This window comes from Hymenobacter sp. UYCo722, from assembly GCF_040547115.1.
Taxonomy (GTDB): domain Bacteria; phylum Bacteroidota; class Bacteroidia; order Cytophagales; family Hymenobacteraceae; genus Hymenobacter.
In genome coordinates, this window is record NZ_JBEPPC010000001.1 from 347,640 (window position 1) to 370,001 (window position 22,362).

17 protein-coding genes are annotated in these 22,362 nt (G+C 59.8%); 10 read left to right on the forward strand and 7 right to left on the reverse strand.

Annotated elements, in window-relative coordinates:
* Positions 1 to 37 precede the first annotated feature (37 nt).
* The gene (locus tag ABIB44_RS01545; RefSeq protein WP_354582859.1) at positions 38 to 1,900 is read right to left on the reverse strand and encodes an LTA synthase family protein; all 1,863 of its coding nucleotides are present in this window, start codon (positions 1,898 to 1,900) and stop codon (positions 38 to 40) included.
* Between the two features lie 238 nt (positions 1,901 to 2,138).
* Here ABIB44_RS01545 and ABIB44_RS01550 point away from each other — a divergent pair, with 238 nt between their 5' ends.
* A complete protein-coding gene (locus ABIB44_RS01550; protein ID WP_354582860.1) occupies positions 2,139 to 4,325 on the forward strand; it encodes a glutamine synthetase III family protein in 2,187 nt (728 codons plus the stop codon).
* A gap of 153 nt (positions 4,326 to 4,478) precedes the next feature.
* Here the strand turns inward: ABIB44_RS01550 and ABIB44_RS01555 are convergent, their stop codons facing one another.
* Positions 4,479 to 5,045 (reverse strand): hypothetical protein, encoded by a 567-nt coding sequence (locus ABIB44_RS01555; RefSeq protein ID WP_354582861.1) that lies wholly within the window; start codon positions 5,043 to 5,045, stop codon positions 4,479 to 4,481.
* 187 nt (positions 5,046 to 5,232) lie between these two features.
* Here ABIB44_RS01555 and ABIB44_RS01560 point away from each other — a divergent pair, with 187 nt between their 5' ends.
* The 3 genes from ABIB44_RS01560 (at position 5,233) to ABIB44_RS01570 (ending at position 7,269) form a co-directional block, all read left to right on the forward strand.
* The gene (locus ABIB44_RS01560; protein ID WP_354582862.1) at positions 5,233 to 5,601 is read left to right on the forward strand and encodes a hypothetical protein; all 369 of its coding nucleotides are present in this window, start codon (positions 5,233 to 5,235) and stop codon (positions 5,599 to 5,601) included.
* A gap of 55 nt (positions 5,602 to 5,656) precedes the next feature.
* Positions 5,657 to 6,175, forward strand: a complete 519-nt coding sequence (locus ABIB44_RS01565; protein ID WP_354582863.1) for a PAS domain-containing protein — start codon at positions 5,657 to 5,659, stop codon at positions 6,173 to 6,175.
* 110 nt (positions 6,176 to 6,285) lie between these two features.
* Complete coding sequence (locus tag ABIB44_RS01570; RefSeq protein WP_354582864.1) at positions 6,286 to 7,269, forward strand: NAD(P)H-quinone oxidoreductase; 984 nt, start codon at positions 6,286 to 6,288, stop codon at positions 7,267 to 7,269.
* A gap of 49 nt (positions 7,270 to 7,318) precedes the next feature.
* Here the strand turns inward: ABIB44_RS01570 and ABIB44_RS01575 are convergent, their stop codons facing one another.
* A complete protein-coding gene (locus tag ABIB44_RS01575) occupies positions 7,319 to 8,767 on the reverse strand; it encodes a phytoene desaturase family protein (protein WP_354582865.1) in 1,449 nt (482 codons plus the stop codon).
* Between the two features lie 288 nt (positions 8,768 to 9,055).
* Between ABIB44_RS01575 and ispG the strand changes: the two genes are divergently transcribed.
* Both ispG and ABIB44_RS01585 read left to right on the forward strand, forming a co-directional pair.
* Positions 9,056 to 11,050, forward strand: coding sequence for a (E)-4-hydroxy-3-methylbut-2-enyl-diphosphate synthase (ispG, locus tag ABIB44_RS01580; RefSeq protein ID WP_354582866.1), 1,995 nt, complete (start codon positions 9,056 to 9,058; stop codon positions 11,048 to 11,050).
* Between the two features lie 20 nt (positions 11,051 to 11,070).
* Entirely contained in the window at positions 11,071 to 11,289 is a 219-nt protein-coding gene (locus ABIB44_RS01585; protein WP_354582867.1) for a hypothetical protein, read from the forward strand.
* Positions 11,290 to 11,531: 242 nt separating this feature from the next.
* Here the strand turns inward: ABIB44_RS01585 and ABIB44_RS01590 are convergent, their stop codons facing one another.
* Both ABIB44_RS01590 and ABIB44_RS01595 read right to left on the reverse strand, forming a co-directional pair.
* Complete coding sequence (locus ABIB44_RS01590; protein WP_354582868.1) at positions 11,532 to 12,059, reverse strand: hypothetical protein; 528 nt, start codon at positions 12,057 to 12,059, stop codon at positions 11,532 to 11,534.
* A gap of 38 nt (positions 12,060 to 12,097) precedes the next feature.
* The gene (locus ABIB44_RS01595; protein ID WP_354582869.1) at positions 12,098 to 12,571 is read right to left on the reverse strand and encodes a nuclear transport factor 2 family protein; all 474 of its coding nucleotides are present in this window, start codon (positions 12,569 to 12,571) and stop codon (positions 12,098 to 12,100) included.
* Positions 12,572 to 12,658: 87 nt separating this feature from the next.
* Between ABIB44_RS01595 and ABIB44_RS01600 the strand changes: the two genes are divergently transcribed.
* The 3 genes from ABIB44_RS01600 to ABIB44_RS01610 all read left to right on the forward strand — a co-directional run bounded on the left by ABIB44_RS01600 (position 12,659) and on the right by ABIB44_RS01610 (position 14,062).
* The gene (locus tag ABIB44_RS01600) at positions 12,659 to 13,390 is read left to right on the forward strand and encodes a phytanoyl-CoA dioxygenase family protein (protein WP_354582870.1); all 732 of its coding nucleotides are present in this window, start codon (positions 12,659 to 12,661) and stop codon (positions 13,388 to 13,390) included.
* 136 nt (positions 13,391 to 13,526) lie between these two features.
* Positions 13,527 to 13,700, forward strand: coding sequence for a DUF6728 family protein (locus tag ABIB44_RS01605; protein ID WP_354582871.1), 174 nt, complete (start codon positions 13,527 to 13,529; stop codon positions 13,698 to 13,700).
* A gap of 11 nt (positions 13,701 to 13,711) precedes the next feature.
* Complete coding sequence (locus tag ABIB44_RS01610; protein ID WP_354582872.1) at positions 13,712 to 14,062, forward strand: MmcQ/YjbR family DNA-binding protein; 351 nt, start codon at positions 13,712 to 13,714, stop codon at positions 14,060 to 14,062.
* A 127-nt stretch (positions 14,063 to 14,189) separates the two neighbouring features.
* Here the strand turns inward: ABIB44_RS01610 and ABIB44_RS01615 are convergent, their stop codons facing one another.
* Positions 14,190 to 16,727: a M14 family metallopeptidase gene (locus ABIB44_RS01615; protein ID WP_354582873.1), complete on the reverse strand. Its 2,538-nt coding sequence runs from the start codon at positions 16,725 to 16,727 to the stop codon at positions 14,190 to 14,192.
* A gap of 298 nt (positions 16,728 to 17,025) precedes the next feature.
* On the reverse strand, positions 17,026 to 19,998 hold the full coding sequence (locus tag ABIB44_RS01620; protein WP_354582874.1) for a leucine--tRNA ligase: 2,973 nt from the start codon (positions 19,996 to 19,998) through the stop codon (positions 17,026 to 17,028).
* A 237-nt stretch (positions 19,999 to 20,235) separates the two neighbouring features.
* Here ABIB44_RS01620 and dnaG point away from each other — a divergent pair, with 237 nt between their 5' ends.
* On the forward strand, positions 20,236 to 22,335 hold the full coding sequence (gene dnaG / locus ABIB44_RS01625) for a DNA primase (RefSeq protein WP_354582875.1): 2,100 nt from the start codon (positions 20,236 to 20,238) through the stop codon (positions 22,333 to 22,335).
* The last annotated feature ends 27 nt before the right edge of the window (positions 22,336 to 22,362 follow it).

Consider the following 22,362-nt stretch of genomic DNA (forward strand, 5'->3'; position numbering starts at 1 on the left):
TACGGCAACGGCTCCGCGTGCCCGAAACCCGGTTCGGCTATTTGCGGGCGAAATCTTCCAGGGTGAGCTGCTGCATGGCCTGGCCCAGGTAGAGCTGCCAGTCGGGCGCGGTGGGCGTGCGGTCCCACACGGCGCGGCCCACGTTATCAAAAGCCAGCGAGCCCAGCGGCGACACGGCCCCAAAGCCATTGTTGAAGCAGTAGTAGGCAAACGGACGGGGGTGGGGGGCCAGCAGGTCGCGGCTCCACACGTAGGGGGTGGCGGGCAGGTGCAGCTGCCGCAAAAGGGTGGCGGCCACGTCGGTTTGTGAGGCGATGGTGTGCACCAGCCGGCCCCGGACTTCGGGCCGTAGTGCGCCCCCGGCCAGCAACAGCGGAATCCGAAACTTGTCGGGGCTTTGGTTGGCCGAGTTGCCGGGCTGAATGTGGCCGTGGTCGGCTACCAGCACCAGCAGCGTGTGCGCGTACCAGGGCTCGCGCCGGGCAGCGCGCAAAAAGCGGCCCAGCTCCTGGTCGGTATAATACACCGAGTTGCGGAACTGACTCACCTCGTCCGCCCCCGAAAAGTGCGTTTTCATGGGCACATCGAAGGGCTCGTGGCTGCTCAGGGTGAAGGCTGTGACGAAAAACGGAGTGGGCTGCTGGCGCAGGTCGGCCAGCATGCGGTCGAACAGGACACCGTCGTGCGCGCCCCACTTCGAATTCTGGTCGGCCTGTGCGAAGTCGGCCCGCTCGGTCAGGTGCTCGTAGCCGGCGGTTTGCAGGTAGCTCTTCATGTTGGCGAAGGCCAGCTCGCCCCCGTAGTAGTAGTGCGAGCGGTAGCCCGCTGCCGCCAGCGAGCGGCATAGGTGCGGCAACTGCTCGGTTTTGCGCGGAAACTTGATGATGCTGGTGGTCGGCTGGTTGGGATAGCCCGACAGCAGCGATACCAAGCCCTTCTGGCTGCGGTCGCCGGCCGCGTAAATATTATCGAACAGCACGCCCGTACGAGCCAGGCTATCGAGTACCGGCGTCACGCCCTTTTCGCCGCCCACGCTCCCCACAAGCTTACTGGTGAAGCTTTCCAGAATAATAAACAACACATTGGGTCGCGCCTCAGCCAGTATGCTGGTCGTCGAGTCGGGGGCTTCGGGGGCACCCACTGCCAGCGGGTACAGGCCCGCTACCAGCCGCCGGGCCGTGCTGTCGGCCATGAAGGGTTGCGGTGGGTGTTCTTCGTTGCGCAGCACCAAGGCACTCATCAGATTCCAGGGCGCGTTTAGGGCCGCGTGGTTGGCAAACGCGGTGCGCGAGAAGTACACGTCGCTCTGGTTGATGGGAATCTGCTGGGTGCCTCCCCGTAGTGGCACCACCAGCAGCGCCAGGTACAGCAGGCAGGCCAACGCCGCGCGGCCGCGCCCAAACCATGCCGGTAGCGGGGCCAGCCGGCCTACCACGCCTTTATAGAGGAGCCAGCCAGCGCCGCCAAGCGCCAGCAGCGCCGCCAGTAGCAGGCCCAGCGGCGCGCTACCGGCCGAAGCCGCCATTTCCTGCGGGGAGTTCAGGTATTGCAGCGGCGTATCGTCGAGCCGGAAGCCCCAGGAGCGATAAAGCTCCAGGTCGGCCGTCATGAGCACAGCCAGCAGCACGCCCATAGTAGCCGAATAGCCGGCCAGCAACCCGCGCAGCGGCAGGCGCGGCAGTAAGCTGCCCAGCATCAACAGTAAAAACGGTAGCAGGCATATGTAAGCGGTAGCTGAGGCATCGAGGCGCAGCCCGTACCAGAAGGTTGCCAGCAGCGTGGCCGATGGCAGCTTCGCCGCTGCTACGTGCTGGTAACTCAGAAAAAAGCCCCGACCCAACTCAAAAAACAGCAGCCAGAACAAAAAGTAGCGCGGCTGAAACGCAAAGCGGTTTTTCACGCCCCAAAGATAGTAAGTGATGAGAGCAGCATGGGCAGCAAGGAATGAGCAACCGTTTGCCATTTTAGAAATGAAATTGTCGTTTCGGTATCGTTTGCGGAAGGGGTTGGGTTAATAAATGGTTGTTTTTTCTCAAAAAGGGTTCAGATTTTTGGGTCTACTTCCAGAAAAATACTTTTTTGCTTTATCTTTGTCCCATCAATCCACCACTGGTATTTCAACCCGGTTCCTTTTTTACATGGCAATCCTGCGATTCAAGGCTCTCGAATTAGTCAACCAGCGTCATCCCATCACGGTGGAGAGCAGCAAGCGCCGCTCCGAAACCTTTGGGCAGAACGTGTTTAACCTGGAGGCCATGCGGGCCACCATGCCCGGCGACTACTTCAAAAAACTGCAGGCGGCTACCAAGCAGGGAGCTGCCGTGGAGCGCAACGTAGCCGATGCCGTGGCTTCGGCCATGAAAACCTGGGCCATGGCCAAGGGCGCTACCCACTACACGCACTGGTTTCAGCCGCTAACCGGAGCTACTGCCGAAAAGCACGACTCTTTCTTCGACCTGAATTCCGACGGCCGGCCGATTGAGAACTTTAAGGGCTCGGCCCTCGTGCAGCAGGAGCCCGATGCGTCGTCATTCCCCAACGGGGGTATTCGCAACACGTTCGAGGCCCGTGGCTACACCGCCTGGGACCCCACTTCGCCCGCCTTCATCATTGAGACGGTAGGGGCCAAAACCCTTTGCATCCCCACGATTTTCGTGGCCTACACCGGCGAAGCCCTCGACTACAAGGCCCCGCTGCTGAAGTCGTTGGCCGTGCTGGAGAAAGCCGCCGTCGACGTTTGCCAATACTTTGATAAAGACGTTTCGCGCGTAAACACCACGCTGGGTATTGAGCAGGAGTACTTTCTGGTTGACAAGGCGCTGCACGATGCGCGCCCCGACCTCGTGCTCACGGGCCGCACCCTGTTTGGCCACAGCCCGGCCAAGGGCCAGCAGCTTGACGACCACTACTTTGGCTCGATTCCGGCCCGCGTGCACGGCTTCATGCTGGAGTTTGAGGAAGAAGCTAACCTGCTCGGGATTCCGCTGCGCACCCGTCACAACGAGGTGGCTCCCAATCAGTTCGAGTGCGCGCCTACGTTCGAGGATGCCAACCTGGCTGTCGACCACAATCAACTGTTGATGGACGTGATGGCCCGCGTAGCCGACCGCCACAACTTCAAAGTGCTGCTGCACGAGAAGCCCTTTGCTGGCGTGAATGGCAGCGGCAAGCACAACAACTGGGCGATGAGCACCGACACCGGCGTGAACCTGCTCGCCCCCGGCCGCCGCCCCAAGGAGAACCTCCAGTTCCTGGCCTTCCTCATCACCACCATCAAGGCCGTGCACACGCACGCCGACTTGCTGCGTGCCAGTATCGCCTCGGCCAGCAACGACCACCGCCTGGGGGCCAACGAGGCCCCGCCGGCCATCATGTCGGTGTTTCTGGGCTCGATGCTCGATGGCGTGTTGGATGAGTTGGAGCGCACGGCCAAGCTGCCGCTCGACAAAGGCGATAACATCTACCTCAAGCTGGGCATCGATAAGATTCCGCCCATCCTGCTCGACAATACTGACCGCAACCGTACCTCGCCATTTGCCTTCACTGGCAACAAGTTCGAGTTGCGTGCCGTGGGCTCATCGGCCAACTGCTCCTCGGCTATGACGGTGCTCAACACCATCGTTGCCGACCAGCTCATCGACCTTAAAGGCTCGGTTGATGCGCTCATTGAGCAGGGCAAGAAGAAGGAAGTAGCTATTGTGGAAGTGCTGCGCGAGTACGTCATCAGCTCGAAAAATATTCGCTTCGAAGGCAACGGCTACTCTGATGAGTGGAAGGAAGAGGCCGCCAGCCGAGGCCTGAACAACATTGCCACCACGCCGCAGGCGCTGGATGCGCTGGTGCGCAACGACGCGGCCGAACTGTTTGCCCGCCACGGCATTTTCTCGCACGTCGAGCTACACGCTCGCCACGAGATTTTGTTGGAGGAATATCAGAAGAAGATTCAGATTGAAAGCCGCGTGATGGGTGACCTCGCCGTCAACCACGTCATCCCGACGGCACTGGCCTACCAGACCAAGCTTATCGACAACGTGCGCGGCCTCCGCGACCTGGGCCTTGATGATGAGCACAGCCAGACCACGCTGAACATGATTAAGGACATTTCACGCTACGTGTCAACCATCAAAACCACGGTAGACGAAATGACCGCCGCACGCAAACAAGTAAACAAACTCAGCGATGCCCGCGAATTGGCCGTGGCGTATTGCGAGCAGGTAAAACCGAAATTCGAGCCCATCCGGCGCGCAGTTGACAAGCTGGAGCGCATGGTGGCCGACGAGGACTGGCCCCTGGTGAAGTACCGCGAGCTGTTGTTCAGCCGCTAGTACTCCCTCGGAACGGAATCGGGTCCGGTGTTGGGTGGGAATTCTCGCCGCGCCCCGATTGGGAAAGAGGTACCTCAGTGGGGTGCCTTTTTTTGGTTTACGCCTGCAATCGATTGCGGAAAACAGCAACCGTGCTTTGTGAGTTGTCGAAAGCTATTCAGCGGCCACGGGTGGCTGCGTTAGTCGTTTCTCAGTTGTTGGCTTAGCCTCAGCCAGCAGCAGGGGCAGGCGAGGCGTGGCGGCTTCATCTTCCACCATTTCGGCGCTGCTGCCAGGGTCGGGTACCAGCATTTTCCAGGTGGCACTGCGCAGCTCATCGAGCTTGCCCAGGGCTTCGCTCACGGTGGAATTGGCCTTCAATTTATCGAACAAGCCGCTTTTATTACCAGCCATTATCAGCTTCTCTACCACGAAGGGCAACACCCAGCCTACTACGTTAGAGGCCAATGCACCGCGCAGGCCCAGCCGTAGCAGTAGCCGTACGGTCATCTGTTCGATGAGCAGGACGCGAGCGGCTGGCAGAGCCTTGTCAGCCAGAAAATCGGCTACTAGTTTCAGGTTGCCTTTTTCGACTTCGGCGCGCAGCACATCCTGCACCGAATCGAGGGCGCGGGCGGCCAGCTGCCGGAACAGGCGGCCGGTTTGCCAGGCTGCCAGGCCAGTAAAACGGGCGGCCCCGGCCAGACCGGCGAGGGAAGGTAGAAAATACGGTTTTTTCATAAGTTGAAGGGATTAGCGGCCGAATAGCTAACGCGTCGGAGGAACGTATTGAACCCTGTCGGGGTTTGCCGAGTCGAATGCCAATATGGTAAGATTATTGCCTTAATGGTACTTGCACCAACAAAAGCCGGTTCCTTCGCGTAACGTTTGTAGCCGCGCGAGTTTTCCGTCCTGCTTTTTCTCCCTCATGTCAGATTTGCTGCTGGATATAAACTTACAACACTCGCCCGACGATTATTTCGGGGGCGAATGGCAGGTTGCAAACCGCGTCCTCAACCAAAACGACCCTGCCAGTCCGCTGGCGCTGGCCAGTCAGCTGGAGCTCGCGCCCGGCAAGCTGGTTGCGCGCTGCCCGGGTAGCGGCCCCGCCCAAACCGGGCAGTGGGATGTGATGCGCGATGAGATGCTCAACCGCCCGTATCTGAATTTTGAATTGCCCAACGAGGCCACCCAGGCGCTGGTGACGCGCCTGCGCCGCTCGGCCGACGGTTTGCAAAGCCAGCTCAATCTTTACTTTGCTTCCGGGATGGAGCTGCAGTTGAACCGGGCCCGCTAATTTTTCTCCACTTTCATTATTCGTTTTAGTCGTGAGCGATTCCCATTCCGCCCCTATGCCGACCAATGTAACGTTGCCCACCCATGTTGGCCAAGGCCTGGTTGGTTCTGAACAGTTTACGTTTTTGGCTGATGTCATCCCGCAACTGGTTTGGATTACCGATAACCAAGGTTTTCATACCTATTTCAACCAACGCTGGACCGATTTTACCGGCTTTGTGCTAGCCGACAGCGTAGGGCCCGATATGTGGAATAATCTGCTGCATCCCGACGACCGTGACCGCGCCCGCGAGGTGTGGGGCCGCTCGCTGGCCACCGGCAACGACTATAGCATTGAATACCGATTCAAGGCTAAAGACGGGTCATTCCGCTGGTTTCTGGGCCAGGCCTTGCCGCGGCGGGGCGCGAATGGCGAAATCATCGCCTGGTTTGGCACCTGCACCGACATTCAGGAACAGCACCAGATGCGCGAGCAGCTCGAAGCCGCTTACTCGGACCTTGAAGCCAAGGTGATGTTCCGGACGCTGGATTTGGAGCGCGAAGTAAGGGAGTTGCGCGAGGCGGCCGGAAGGTAGGCTTAAGTGAATAAAGGTGACATAAAACGGCTCTTCGGAGCCGTTTTCCGTTAGTAGCGGTGCCATTGCTTATGCATCACATGCCTGGCCAAACTTTGCTTCCTCTACTTATGAATGCTATCGTCATCGAGCAGCCCGGCGGGCCCAACGTTCTCCACCTTGAGCCGCACCTTGAGCCGCAGCTGGCAGCATATGAAATTCTGATACGGGTGTTGGCCGCCGGCGTCAATCGGCCCGATGTACTGATGCGCCAGGGCAAATACGCTGGCAGCGGCGACGTAGCCGGCCTGGTGCCCGGCCTGGAAGTTGCCGGTATTGTCGAAGCTTGCGGAGCAAAAGTCGCCCGTTGGCACCCCGGTGATGCGGTGTGTGCGCTGCTGCCCGCCGGAGGCTACGCCGAGTACGCGGCAGTGGATGCTCGGCATTGCTTGCCCGTGCCCACGGGCCTGAGTATGGTAGAGGCCGCCGCGCTACCCGAAACGGTGTTTACGGTCTGGCATAACGTGTTTCAGCGCGGTGGCTTGCAGCCCGGCGAAACGCTGCTGGTGCACGGCGGCAGTAGCGGTATTGGCACCACAGCCATTCAACTGGCCAGGGCGCTGGGCAGCCCCGTAGCCATCACGGCCGGTGATGAGGCCAAGTGCAGCGCCTGCCGGGAACTGGGTGCTGACTGGGCCATCAATTACAAAGCCGAAGACTTTGAAGAAGTGCTGAATGCCGAGGGCGTGGACGTGGTGCTCGACATGATTGGCGGCGACTACATTGCTAAAAACCTGCGGCTGCTGAAGGATGATGGCCGGTTGGTTTTTATCAATGCCATGCAGGGTGCCCAGGGCGAATTCAACGCGCTGGAGGTGATGCGTCGTCGCCTCAGTATTACGGGCAGCACCCTGCGGCCCCGTTCGGCCGAGTTTAAGGCGGCGCTGGCGGCGGAGGTAGAAAAGCACGTTTGGCCGCTGATTGCCGCCGGTAAATTCCGGCCGGTCATCTACAAAACCTTCCCATTAGCGGAAGCCTCAGCGGCGCACGAACTGATGGAAAGTAGCGCCCATATCGGTAAGATTGTGCTGGAAATGGGCGGGGATAAGGCCTGATAAAAAGGCCAGAATCATCCAGCTTCCGCGCAGCCGGAGCAGGACTGCTCTACTCCCCGTGCAGCGGTGGCGCGGGCAGCCGGAAAATATCGCGCAGGGCGCGGCGGGCCGCGTAATAACCGCACATGCCGTGCACGCCGCCGCCAGGAGGCGTGGCCGAGGAACACAGGTACAGCCCCCGCTGCGAGGTACGGTAGGGTGAGGCCCGCAAGGCCGGGCGGGTGAACAGCTGGCCGATATCGAGCAGCCCACCGTTGATGTCGCCGCCCACGTAGTTGGGGTTGTACGCCTCCATTTGGGTGGTGTCGAAGGTGTGGCGGGCCAAAATGCGCGCGCGAAAGCCGGGCGCAAACCGTTCGACCTGACGTTCGATGGCGGCGGTCATGTCCACGCGCGAGCCGTTGGGGACGTGGCAGTAGGCCCAGGCGGTGTGCTTCCCGTCCGGGGCGCGGGTGGCGTCGAAAAGGCTTTGTTGGGCCAGCAGCACGAAGGGCTGGGCCGCGTGCTGCCCCTGCGCCGAAGCCTGCTCACTAGCGGCAATTTCAGCCAGCGTGTTGCCTAGGTGAATGGTGCCGGCTTGGGCACATTCGGGGGCGGTGAAGGGAATCGGCTCGGCCAGCGCCCAATCAATTTTGAATACGCCCATGCCATAGCGGTAGCGCCGCAGCTGCCACTGGTAAATGCTCGACAGGCTGTGCCCGGCAATCTGGAGGAGTTGCGCCGGCGTGACATCGAGCAGCACGGCCCGCGCCGCTGGCAGCTGCGCCAGCGAACGCACGTAAGTCCCGGTTTCGACCCGCCCGCCCAGGGCTATGAAATGCGCCAGCAGCGCATCGGAAATGGCCTGCGAGCCACCTTTGGGCAGGGGCCAGCCGCCGCGGTGGGCCGCAATGAGCAGCACCAGGGCAGCGGCTGAAGTGGTAAGGTTGCTCAGTGGCTGAATGGCGTGGGCGGCCATGCCGGCAAATAGGCCTTTGGCTTTTTCGTCGCTGAAGCGCCGCGCCAACACCGTGGCCGGGAGCAGCGCGGAGAGGCCAAACCGGGCCATATCGAGCGGGTGACGGGGGAAATGCAGCGGAGCTAACACGTCGTTGGCAATGTTGGGCCACTGGGCCACGAGCGGGCCAAGCAGGCGCTGATAGGCCTCGGCATCAAGGCCAAGGCTGCGGGCGGTGTCGGGCAGCGACGCAGCCACGGCGGCGGTACCGTCGTCGAATGGATGCGCGGCAGCTATAGGGGGCGTGAGGTATTCCAGCCCGTAGCGGGCCAGCGGCAGGGTCTGGAAATAAGGCGAGGCCGCCGCCAGCGGGTGAATGGCGGAGCAGATGTCGTGGCGAAAACCGGGCAGGGTGAGTTCGGCCGTGCGCAGTCCGCCGCCGATTTCCCGCTTGCCTTCGAGCAGCAGTACCGATAAGCCCGCCTGCTGCATCACAATGGCCGCCGCCAGACCATTGGGACCGGAACCGACGACGACGGCATCATAGCTGGGCGTACTCATGTGGGGTGGGGTTGAGGTTGTATTGCGGTATAAAAGAACGTAGACAAGGCCTCATTCCAAGCCGCATAACCGCCTCTTCATTCAATTGCAAAAATCGGGCTGACCGGCCCGGGCGTTGCAGAAACCTGGTCAGGCGTGGGCCGGGCTATCCGTAGCCCAAGGGGAAAGGAAGGCACCAGCTGCTCAGTCAGCCAATTCAATCGCGCGCCCGCGCTACGGTGCCGGCCGCTCCCGCTTTACCTTTGCCGCACGGCGCAACTTTAGCCGGTCTCCCCTGGTTTTTGGCTCATGAATAAAACGTATTGCCCCAGCCTCACCGAATACAAGCGCCGCGTGGCCCGCGTGGTTAACATTGGCGGCGTGCCGATGGGCGGTGACTACCCCATCCGCGTGCAGAGCATGACCACCGTGGATACAATGGACACGATGGGCTCGGTGGAGCAGACCCTGCGCATGGTCGAGGCCGGCTGCGAGTACGTACGCATCACCGCGCCCAGCATGAAGGAGGCCCAGAACCTGCTGGAAATCAAGAAGGAGCTGCGCAAGCGTGGCTGCAACGTGCCGCTAATCGCCGACATTCATTTCACGCCCAACGCCGCCGAGCTGGCCGCCCGCATCGTGGAGAAAGTGCGCGTGAACCCCGGCAACTACGCCGACAAAAAGAAATTTGAGGAGATTGAATACACCGATACCACCTACGCGGCTGAGGTGGAGCGCATCCGCGAGCGGTTCCGGCCGCTGGTTCAAATTTGTAAGCAGCACGGCACCGCCATGCGCATCGGCACCAACCACGGTTCGCTATCCGACCGGATTCTGAGTCGTTACGGCGACACACCGCTGGGCATGGTGGAGTCGGCGCTGGAATTCCTGCGCCTCTGCGAGGAAGAAAACTACTACGACGTGGTGCTGAGCATGAAGGCCAGCAACACCCAGGTAATGGTGCAAGCCTACCGCCTGCTGGTGCAGAAGCTCGACGAGGAAGGCCTGCAGCCTTACCCGCTGCACCTGGGTGTGACGGAAGCCGGCGAGGCCGAAGACGGCCGCATCAAAAGCGCCGTGGGCATCGGCACGCTGCTCGAAGACGGCCTGGGCGATACCGTGCGGGTGTCGCTCACCGAAGCCCCCGAAGCCGAAGCCCCCGTGGCCCGCATGCTGATTGACCGGTACACGGGCCGTGCCGCTACTGCCCGGCCCATCAAAGCGCTGGTGGGCGAGGAGCCTATTAATCCGTTCCAGTATTTCCGCCGCCACACCCACGAAGTGGCCAACTTTGGGGGGCAGAACGTGCCCCGCGTGGTGGCTGACTTGTCGCGCCTGCCGCAATTGGAATACGCCGACCTGCGCGCGGCCGGCCACCTGTATTCGCCCTTTCTCGATAAATTCCAGATGGGCGACCTCGGGGCCGACTACATCTACACCGGCGAGCGGCCCGTGCCCTATATGCTGCCCAACGGCCTGAGGGAAATCGTGACCTTTACTGCCTGGCGCGACGCGGGCCGCCGTCCCGAGCACTTCCCGCTGATGACGCCCGACGCTTACCTGGCCACCACGCCCGCGCAGCGTCACCCCCAGCTCAACTTCCTGCTGGCGGACTTGGCAGCCCTCACGCCCGAGATGCTCCAGCACTTGGCCGTAGACCACGCTGTGGTGCTGACGCTCGAAACCGGCAATGCCCACGCTATGCCAGAGCTGCGCCGGGCCTTTTTCGAGCTCATCAACGGCGGCATTACCTGCCCGGTGGTGGTACGTCGCTGCTATACCCTCGAAAACCCCGCTCAAACCCAGCTCGACGCCGCCACCGACGTGGGCGGCCTGCTCATCGATGGCCTCGGCGACGGTATTTCCCTCTGCGCTGACCTGCTGCCCAATCAGGAGCAGGAGACCTGGCTGCGCGACATCGACGTGCTTAACCAGCTCTCATTTGGCATTCTGCAGGCGGCCCGCACCCGCATGAGCAAAACCGAATACATCAGCTGCCCCAGCTGCGGACGTACCCTGTTCGACCTGCAGGAAACCACGGCCATGATTCGCAAGCGCACCGACCACCTCAAGGGCATTAAAATCGGCATCATGGGTTGTATCGTGAACGGTCCCGGCGAAATGGCCGATGCCGACTACGGCTACGTAGGCGTGGGCAAGGGAAAAATTGCCCTCTACCGCGGCCAGGAAGTCATCAAGAAATCAGTGCCCGAAGAACGGGCCGTTGATGACCTGATTGAGCTGATGCGCGAGGATGGAAGGTGGATTGAGAAGGAGGTGTTGGGGGAGCCGGTGGGAGCGTAATTTCTTCTTATTCCTTCGAAATGCTTGATTTCAGTTTCATTAACGACGAACAGCCTGCGCACAGCCGACAATTAAGTTATGCTGGCGGTATTGAATATGAGAAATTTGTAAAAGCTCAGGAATTAAAAATTGTTGAAATACACCTCGATTATTACGGTAAATTTCGTTGGTCAAGTTTGCAAATAAAACAAAAGCTAGAAGCGAAGCTGTTTAGAAAGTCAAGAGAGCGGTCATGCTGAGCTTGTCGAAGCATCTCTACCGCTTCGTTAAGCCGTCGCCTACGAAGCGGTAGAGATGCTTCGACAAGCTCAGCATGACGTTTTAATTAATTTCGGCGACTTTATAAACAACTTCAGCATTAACGCCGGCTATTTCAGCATTGATTCCAAATTTGGCAACTCTGTTTAAGCAAGTTTTTGCCGGCAATTATGGCTAGTCGCTTTCGGTGATTAAATCAGATAACCCGCAAGAATTAATCGTACTACCGCCCCAGAAAGAACGTCCGAAACAATTTCAGTTCCTCTAGTTCGCGCTGTATATACGCCTGAAAAAACGACTCGCCAACCTGCCGTTGCAACACGGAAATTCCTACATCAATCAGTCGCAGGCCCTGTTGCGTGAGCAGGATATTATCGTAGCGGTCGCCTGGCAGGTTAGAAGGGCGTAGCAAGTCGCGATGCACGAAGCCGGCAGTGTGCAGCGTCTGCAATTCCTCCTCAAATACGTCGAACCAGATTTCGCGCATTTCCACTTCATAAGCTCGGAAATCGATGGGGTAGATGCGCTCCATAACCAACATATCGGTGCCCAATGCTTCGTTGGTTTCCAAGCGAAGGAATTTAACAACCAACCCGTTTACTTCATTCGCAAAACGCATTTTCTCAGCTTCCGAGCCAATGTCGGAACGAGTATCGTCGTTAAATAATTTGCCGACCTCCGTTTCGGAAATTGCGATAGCCGCGTTGTTGGCCCCACGCGAAAGCTGTCTCGGATAACGTTTGGGTTCCATTAATGCGCCGGGTTGAGTTTGGTCAAAAGTACGGTTGCTCACCGGCACTTCTCCTTGCGCCGCGTGTCGATAACGTGCGCGATTTTCCAGCCATCCGCCAGCTTCACCAGCTGAAAGGAGTCGTAGCCGCAGTGGCTGAATTTGCTGCCCAGGTAGAACTCGTAGGGAGCCCACACGCTGGCCAGGTTGGCATCGATGAGCACCCGCTCGAACTGCACCCGCTCGTCCCATATTTCGGAGTGAGGCGTGCCCACGGCTTTCAGGAAGCCGCTAATAGATTCTATTTCCAGCGTGGGCGGCTGGCCGGGTTTTCCACCAAAAGCGTGGAATACGGCCGCCGGAGCCAGCGTACGGCGCACGGCGAGGCTGTCGCCGCGTCGCATACCATCGAAAAAGGCCGTGACGGTTTGCTTCACAGCCTCCGTTTCGGAAGGTGCTTTTTGGGCCTTTGCAATGAGGGGTGCGGTGGCCAGCACGCCGGCAAAAAGGAGTGGGATAATCAATTTATGCACAATCAAGAACTTTTGAATGGTGAAGTGCCCGGCGCAGCGCCTTGGGCTGCGCGGCTGCCGACCGTACGAATGTAGCTTTGCGGACGTATGAAAACAGCTTTCCTCCCCGACCCAGTGGCTGCGCAATTTGCCGAGGCAGGGTTCGCCATGTTGCCAGGGCTCTTTGCGCCGGCCGAGGTAGCAGCGTTGCTGCGCGCCGTAGAAAGTGCGCCAGTTAGCGGCCTCAACTTTCGGCGTAGCCAGGAAGTGTTTGCCATTCGGGATTTGCTGGGTGAGGTGCCGGGCCTCTGGCCGCTGCTCAATATCCCAGGGTTGCGGCAGCTGCTAGGCGAATTGTTCCCGGCGGGGGGCGGTCGACTGGTGAAAGCCATTTATTTTGATAAGCCTGCCGGCTCAAACTGGCTGGTGGCCTGGCATCAGGACCTGATGATAAACGTGAACCGCCGCGCCGACCAGCCCGGTTTCGGTCCCTGGACAAACAAAGCCGAAGGTGCGGCGGTGCAGCCGCCGGTTGCGGTGCTGGAAGACATCGTTACCATCCGCATTCACCTCGACGACTGCGATGCTACCAACGGCGCGTTGAAAGTGGTGCCTGGTACCCACCGCCTCGGCGTAGTGGCGGCCGCTGCCATTGCCGGCCACACGCCTGATGCCACCATGTGCGCCGTGCCCGCCGGCGGGGCTATGCTGATGAAGCCGCTGCTACTGCACGCTTCGAGCCGCAGCACCAGTCACCGGCCGCGCCGGGTAATGCACCTGGAGTTTGCTTCGGTAGAGTTGCCGGCCGGGCTGGCCTGGCGCGAGCGCCGGGTCTTGTAGCGCATACTTCAGCCTGCGCCCGTGAAGAATCCAGCTCCATGCCAAATGCCGCTGGCCTTATCCGCTAAAGTATAGGCGATAGCAAATCTTTCTGGCGCGGCCGCTGTTACTTAGATAGTCTCCAACATGCTCTGATATGAACGGCAAGAACCTCTTTAACTTCGGCCCCCTGCTCGGTTATTATTTCCGCAAGCACGACCCGAACCGGAAAAACAACTTCAACATGAAGACCATGCACTTCATCAATAAGCTCAGCTTAGCGATGTTCCTGGTGTGCCTGGTGGTGATGTTTTTCCGCTACGTGCTGTAGGTTGAGTTGACATGAACATTGAGGATTTCCGCGATTACTGCTTGCTGAAAGCAGGAGTGACGGAGCACACGCCCTTTGGCCCCGATACGCTGGTGTTCAAAGTGGGCGGTAAGATGTTCGCGCTGACCGACATCAACACGTTTGCCAGCATCAACCTGAAATGCGACCCCGAGCGTGCCGCCGAGCTCCGCGAAGCCCACGATTACGTGCTGCCCGGCTACCATTCAAACAAGAAGCACTGGAACACGGTGCTCATTGCAGCCGGTGCGCCGGATAGTCAGCTGCGCGAGTTGATTGACCACTCGTATGATTTAGTGCGGTCGTCGTTGCCTAAAGCGGTAAAGGCGGTGCTGGAATTATAGCGCATAGAATAAAAAACGTCATGCTGAACGCGGGGAAGCATCTCTATCGTAATAGTATATGATTAACTATTGCGGCTGAGATGCTTCTCTGCGTTCAGCATGACGTGCTGACGATAGGGTCGGAGCGTTATTGCCCGACTAGGAAAACGGCGTTGCCAAACATCAGCTTCCCGCTCTGCCAGAAGGCGCGGAACAGCGGGTTATCGCCCAGATAAACCACTGAGCCGCGGCCCAAATCCTGAGTGCCGACCACGAAAGTATCAGTGAGCTCCTTGCGGGCCTTGGTGCCGGTGAAGCCCGCCGAATAGCTGTCCTTTTTGATGACGCCTACGTTCCAGCCGCCCTTTCCCAGAAAGCTGTAGTTGAGGGGGTTGCGTACCAGGGCAAAGTAGGTGTCGCCGTAGCCAAAGGCCAGTGGGTGGGAGTTGTCGAGCTGCACGCGATAAATGCTGCCCTGCACGGCATCCTCCGCTTCCTCCCGTTCGGCGTCGCCGTAGCGGCGCAGCAGGCGGTAAGGTTTTTCCTTGGCGGCTTTTTTTATGGCGACCGAGTCGGCAGTTTTGGGTTTCAGGAGGAAGTCCTTTTTGCCGGCCAGAAATTTGGCCGCGCCTTCCAGGGCGATGAGGCGGCCGCCGTCGCGCACCCAGGTTTTCAGACTCTCGAGGTTGCGGTCGTTGTACACGTCGCCGTAGCCGCCGCCGTTGGGCAGGATGAGCACGTCGTATTTATTAAGTGAAACGCGGCTGAGGTAGTCGGTGCCGAGCACTGTGATTGGGTAGCCGAGCTGCTGCTCGAAGAAGTGCCACACCTCGCCAAAGGCCGTGGCATCGACGCCCGTGCCGGCCACTACGGCCACATTCGGCTGCTTCACGAAATGCACCGACCCGGAGCCCAAATCGCGCCCCGTGGTTGAAAAACCCGATTTCACGGCCATGACGGTGATGCCAGCCGAGTCGGCCTGGGCGCGCACCAATTGGTCGAAGCGGGCTCCTAGCCCCTCGTTGCCGGTGCGGGTGATGATGAGCGTGCCGGGCGCGTATTGCTGGCCTTCCGATTCAAAGGCCTTTTCGGCGTAGCGCACCTTCACTTTCTGTTGCAGCAGGCGGCTGAGGAAGCGCACGTCCTGCAGGCTATTCCAGCGGGCCAGGTAGGCGTAGGGCTTGTCGGCCATGGCGGCGCTGCCTTTCACCACGGGTGCGGCGGCGGCCCCGCCCGAGGCGTCGAGGCGGCCGGCCACGGCGTAGGATTTCAGGCCGAAGGCGTAGGGCAGGGCCCAGGAGGTGATGTCGTAGGTGAGGGAGTCTTCGAGCTGGGACTTGGGCTCGAACAGCACCTTCACCAGCGTCGATTTGGGCTGGTACATGCTGATGACTACGTCGCGGGCTTCGATTTGCACGTCGCCGGTTTTGCCGGTGGTGTAGTTGAAGCCGCGCGTTTTGGTGCGCTTCGGCGCGTAGCCGTAGCGAATCTGGTTGCGGTCGAGGTATTGGGTGAAGGCGCGGAGCTGACCGGGGTCGTTGCCGGCGGCCATCACGTAGCTTTTGTATTCGCCCTGGGGCTTGCTGGCGGCGTTGGCGAAGTAGCTCTGGAACTCGCGCAGCAGGTCGTCGTGGCGCTCGGCGGTGGCTTGGATAGTGGCGCGACTGGCGGCGTGGTGGTGGGCAATGCGCTGGGCCAGCGTGAGGGTGTCGCCGTCGAGGCGGGCGTAGGCCACGCCAGCGGGGCCGCCGCCGCCCTGCTCATACGTCATCCCAATAGCGCCGTTGAAGCTGGGCCAGGTGTCGCCGTAGGTGGGGGCGTAGAGGTCGTAGACTTCGCGGGTGAAATACAGCCAGTTGTTCTTGTCGAAAGCCACCTTGTTGTAGTCGCCCAGAATGCCCTGAAACTTGCGCTGCCAGGCCGTGAGGTCGGCGTGGTAGGGCTTGGCGGCGGGCGAGAAGTAGTAGGTGTTGTTGGGGCCCATCTCGTGGAAATCGGCGTGTACCGCCGGCAGCCACTGGTTGTAGAGCGCAACGCGCTGGCGGGTTTCCTGCTGGGTTTGCCAGGCCCAGTCGCGGTTCAGGTCGAAGTAGTAGTGGTTGTAGCGGCCGCCGGGCCAGGGCTCGTGGTGCTCCCAGGAATCGGGGCTGGTGTTGGGCGACTGGTTGCGCACGCGGTTGTACCAGTTCACGTACCGGTCGTGGCCGTCGGGATTGATGCAGGGGTCGACAATGACGACGGTATTTTTCAGCCAGTCCTGTATCTGCTGGTCCTGCGGGTTGGCAAGGTCATAGAGCACCTGCATCACGGCTTCTGAGCTCACGGCCTCGTTGCCGTGCACGTTATAGCTCAGCCAGCACACGGCGGGCTGCTGGCGCTGGCCGCCGCCGCTTTCCAGGCCGGCCAGTTTCAGGTTGTTGTGACGCACATCTTCGAGCCGGCCGAAGGTTTCGGCATTGGCAATCTGCACCACTTCGAGCGGGCGCTTCTCGTAGGTGTTGCCGTAGCGCACCAGCTTCATGTGGCCGGGCGAGTGAGCGGTAATGTGGGCCACGTAGCGCAGCAGCTCGGCGTGGGGCGTGAACTGTGCGCCGAGCTTGTAGCCCAGAAATTGCTCGGGGGTAAGCAGCGGGCCGGCGGCATCAGTGGTTTGAGCGTGAGTAGCAAAGCTGAGCAACGAGGCCACAAGCAATACTATCGGCCGTATGAAGTGTTGAGCTCGAGAAAACAACGGGTGAAGTCGGGAAGAATTCTGCTGATACATTAGAAGTCAGAAGGTGATTTTGTGAGCACAAGTTAGGCTACAAATTCGAGCCATACCGTTATTTTGAATCAGGATAAAAAAAGGCCTAATGCAATTGCAAAAGGCCTTTTGTTGTTGGTTATAAATAGTCATGCTGAGCTTGCTGAAGCATCTCTGCCGCAATGTGAACACATTACTTACTCGGTAGTGATGCTTCGGCAAGCTCAGCATGACGTTCTATTTACACCACCACGTTCACCATTCGTCCCGGCACCACAATCACCTTCTTCGCCGATTTTCCCTCCCCGAATCGGGCCAGGAAATCCGACGCCAGCACGGCGGTTTCAATCTCGGCGGCGGTAGCGGCGACGGCAAACTGCATCTGCTCGCGCACCTTGCCGTTGATGGCCAGCGGGTAGGTTACGGTGTCTTCCACCAGGAATTCTTCGCGGAACTCGGGGTAGTCGGCGTGGCTGATGCTGCCGGCCGTATGGCCCAGCTCCTGCCACAGCTCCTCGGCGAGGTGCGGGGCGTACGGGCTCACCAGCAGCACCAGCGGCTCCAGGATGGCGCGCTTGTGGCATTTGAGGGCCGTGAGCTCGTTCACGGTAATCATGAACAGGCTGACGGAAGTGTTGAAGCTGAACTTCTCGATGTCTTCCTGGACCTTTTGGATGGCGCGGTGCAGCACCTTGAGCTCGGCCGGGGTGGCGAGCTCATCGGTCACGGCCAGGTCGCCGTCTTCGGGGTGGAACAGGCGCCAGAGCTTCTTAAGGAAGCCGCTTACGCCGCTGATGCCGTTGGTGTTCCAGGGCTTGTACTGCTCCAGCGGGCCGAGGAACATCTCGTAAAGGCGCAGCGCATCCGCGCCGTATTTGTCGATTAGAACGTTAGGATTAACAACATTGTATTTCGACTTCGACATTTTCTCGACCTCCCGGATTACTAAAAACGCTTCTGGCTTCTCGGCAGGCTTTTGAGTGTCGATATCGTAGCATACCCCATCATACCAAAATGTTGTATCGCACACGAAAACACATCTCTCTCCCAACCACTTCTCAAATTCGATTTGACCAACAGCATCAAGGTTATGGTCGCCCTTGATAAAATCAATAGGTACATGACGTTGACCAAATTTTGAGGCGCGACCTTCTTCAGGTTCTAGCTTTCCAGAATGAAATAACTTTCCAGCTAATGAATCAGCACTATAAAATGCTGCCCTAACTGCATCATCGTGGCCACCAAAGTTTAGTAAAACTGGTTCTCTGCTTCCAGCTACTAAGAGCGTATTTGACCGCGAAGTATTCCCTTCGCGAAGTGCGAAAGCAGACATGCCCAAAATCATCCCCTGATTAATCAGTTTCTGGAAGGGCTCGCCGCTGCTGACGAGGCCCAAATCCTTTAGGAATAGGTACCAGAATCGGGAGTAAAGCAGGTGGCCGGTGGCGTGCTCGGCCCCGCCCATGTAGAGGTCCACGGAGCCCCAGTACTGCTCAGCTTCTTCCGACACGAAGCGGGCTTCGTTGGTGGGGTCCATGTAGCGGAGGTAGTACCACGACGAGCCTGCCCAGCCGGGCATGGTGCTCAGCTCGTAGGGGTATTTGTCCTTGTAGAGCCAATTGGCGGCACGGCCGAGGGGCGGCTCGCCGGTTTCGGTGGGCTTGTATTCGTCGATTTCGGGCAGGATGAGGGGCAGGTCGCTTTCGGCGATACCATACGCGGTGCCGTCCTTGTAGTAAATCGGAATGGGCTCGCCCCAGTAGCGCTGGCGGCCGAAAATGGCGTCGCGCTGGCGGAAATTCACCTTGCCTTTGCCCAAGCCCTGGGTTTCGAGGAAGGCGATGAGTTTGGGCGTGGCTTCCTTGTAGGTGAGGCCGTTGATGATGCCGGAATTGATGTAACGGCCTTCCTTAGTGGGGTCGGCCTGCTGGTCGAGGTCCTTTTGGGCATCGGAAATGGCGGGAATGGGCAGGCCGAAATGCTGGGCGAAAAGGTAGTCGCGCTGGTCGCCGCTGGGCACGGCCATCACCGCGCCGGTGCCGTAGCCGGCCAGTACGTAGTCGGCCAGCCAGATTTGCACGGGCTCGTTGTTCACCGGGTTCAGGGCGTAGGCCCCGGTGAAGACGCCGGACACGGCCTTTACGTCGGTCATGCGGTCGCGCTCCGAGCGGCGCTTAGTGGCGGCGATGTACTCGTCCACGGCGGCGCGCTGGGCACCTGTGGTCAACTCATTAACCAAATCGTGCTCGGGAGCCAGCACCAGAAACGTGGCCCCGTAAATAGTGTCGACGCGGGTAGTGTAGACCTTAATTTGGGCGGTTTCGGAGCCCTGCACCGGGAAGGTGACTTCGGCCCCGATGCTCTTGCCAATCCAGTTGCGCTGCATCTCCTTCACGGCATCAGGCCAGTCGAGCTGGTCGAGGCCAGCCAGCAGGCGGTCGGCGTAGGCGGTGATGCGCAGGTTCCATTGGGGCATGAGACGGCGCTCGACGGGGAAACCGCCGCGCTCGCTCAGGCCATCCTTTACTTCATCGTTGCTGAGCACTGTGCCCAGGCCGGGGCACCAGTTCACGTAGGTGTCCTGCTGGTAGGCCAGGCGGTAGGGGAGCACGGCGGCCAGCTTCTGCTTTTCACTGAACAACTGCCACTGGCCGGCCGAGAAGCTGAGGCGGTCGCCGTCGTCGCCGGCGGCGCGGATGCCGTCGCTGCCGGTGGCCGCAAAGCGAGCGGTGAGGTCGGTGAGGGGCTCGGCCTTATTCGTGTCGAGGTTGTACCAGGAGTTAAACAGCTTGAGGAAAATCCACTGCGTCCACTTATAATACGAGGCGTCCGAGGTGCGCACTTCGCGGCTCCAATCGTAGCTGAAACCCAGGCTGCTGAGCTGCTGCACGTAAGTTTCGATATTCTTATCGGTCGTGAGCGCGGGGTGCTGGCCGGTCTGAATGGCGTACTGCTCAGCGGGCAGGCCAAACGAGTCGAAACCCATGGGATGCAACACGTTGAAGCCCTTCAGGCGCTTGTAGCGCGTCACGATATCGGAGGCAATGTAGCCCAGCGGGTGCCCAACGTGCAGGCCCGCCCCGGAGGGGTAGGGAAACATGTCGAGCACGTAGTATTTGGGCTTGTCGGAGTGGTTCTGGGTCTGGAACGTGCTGTGCTGTTTCCAGTGGGCCTGCCACTTCTTTTCGATTTCTTCGGGACGGTATGCGGGCATCTTGCGCGGAGTTTATTCCGGACAAAGGTAGGACGTAGGAGAAAGTAGGGCGAAATTTGTTGCTCCAGATACTGCCGCAGTAAAAGAACGTCATGCTCATCTGGCGTCCGCGCAGCCGAAGCATCTCGCTTGTGGTAGTAATCAAAATCGTAGAACGATTGAGTTAGTGGTGGCAAGCGAGATGCTTCGGCTACGCTCAGCATGACGTGCTAAGTCAAAAAAGCCTGAATTGCCCCCATGGCCCGCATCCCCAAAGAGTTAGTTGACCAGATTATCCAGACCGCCGACATCGTGGAAGTCGTCGGCGACTTTGTGCAGCTCAAGCGCAAGGGCCAGAACCTGTGGGCCCCGTGCCCGTTCCACAACGAGAAATCGCCGTCGTTTTCGGTAAACCCGGCCAAGAGCCTGTACAAATGCTTCGGCTGCGGCAAGGCCGGCGGTGTAGTGCAGTTTGTGATGGACGTGGAGGGCACCAGCTACGTGGAGGCCCTGAAATACCTGGCCAAGAAGTACGCCATCACCATTGAGGAGGAGGAGCGTACGCCCCAGCAGCAGCTGGAGCAGAACGAACGAGATTCCCAGTTCATCGTTTCCGACTTCGCCAAAAACCACTTCCACCGCCTGCTGCTCAACTCCGAGGAGGGCATGAGCATCGGCTACGGCTACCTCAAGGAGCGCGGCCTGAACTTGAGCACCATCCAGACCTTCGAGCTGGGTTACTCGCTCGATAGCTGGGACGACCTGATGAAGGCGGGCGAAACGGCCGGATACGACAAGAAATACCTGGAAAAAACCGGCCTCACCGTCATACGCACCGACGACCAGGGCCACGACACCGGCCGGCGCTACGACCGGTTCCGGGGCCGCGTGATGTTCCCGATTCACAACATCAGCGGCCGGGTGGTGGGCTTCGGGGCGCGCACCCTGAAGCGCGACGACAAGATGGCGAAGTACCTGAACTCGCCCGAGTCGGATATTTACCATAAGTCGGACGTGCTGTATGGTTTGTTTCAGGCCCGCCAGGCCATTCGAACGCAGGAAGTCTGCTACCTGGTCGAAGGCTACCTCGACGTACTGTCGCTCTACCAGGGCGGCATCAAAAACGTGGTGGCCTCTTCGGGGACCTCGCTCACCGAGGGCCAGATTCGCCTTATCAAGCGCTATTCGGACAACGTGACGGTGCTATACGACGGCGACGCGGCCGGTATCAAAGCCTCGCTGCGCGGCACTGATTTGCTGCTCGAAGGCGGTTTGAACGTGCGGGTGGTGCTCTTTCCCGACGGCGACGACCCCGACTCCTACATCCGCAAAGTGGGCGACCAGCGCTTCACCGAGTACATCGAAACCCAGAGCCAGGACTTCATCACCTTCAAGACTACGCTGGTAGCCCGCGAAGCCTCGGGCGACCCCGTGAAGAAGGCCGAGGCCATCCGCGACGTGCTGCATAGCATCGCCAAAGTGCCGGATGCTATCAAGCGCCAGGTGTTTTTGCAGCAGACCTCGGCTACGTTTGGCATTGATGAGCAGGTACTCATTACGGAGTATAATAAGCTGGTGAAATCGCCCGGCCAGCAGAGCAAGCCCGGCGGCAGCGGCGACAACCGGGGCAACTACGGCCAGGGGGCGGGCAGCGCCAACTCGGGCTACCCACCCAGCTCCAACCCCCGCTCGGCTCCGGCCGGCCGGCCGATGACGGACGAGGAGGAAGCCGAAATGCTGATGTACGGCGGGGCCGAGGCTACCGTGGAAATCTTGGGCGCGGGTGCCTCGTTTGTGACTGCGCCGGCCCGGACGGCCGATGACGACGACACCCCCGACATGCTGCAGGTGTGCGAGCGGGAAGTGCTGCGCCTGTTGGTGCTCTACTCCGGCCGCGAAATCGACCCCGAAGTGAGCGTGGCAGCCTACCTCGTGGGCCAGCTCGGCGAAAACCCGCTCACCCGGCCGCTTTACGCTGAGATGTGGGAAATCTGCCGGCAGGAGTTGTTGGCTGGCCGCTTCCCCGATGCCCGCCTGCTGGCCCAGAACGAGCGCGAAGACATTCGCCAGCTCATCACCGACCTGGCCACCGAGCGCTACGAAATCAGCCCCAACTGGCGCACCAAGGAAATCTACGTGTTCAACGAAGTAGATTTGCCCCAGCTGGCCTGCGACAACGCCGTGCTGCGCCTCAACAAGGTGCACGTGCAGCGCGAGCTCGACCAGTGCCTCGAAAAGCTGCGCCACCCGCTCGAAGACGTCGAAATGTTCGAAATCCTGGGCGACATCAAGCGCCTGAAGGAGCTCGACAACGAGCTGGCCGCGCTATTGGGCACGGTAGTAGCGCGGGGAACGTGATGCAGTGAAAAAGTAACAAAGCACCTC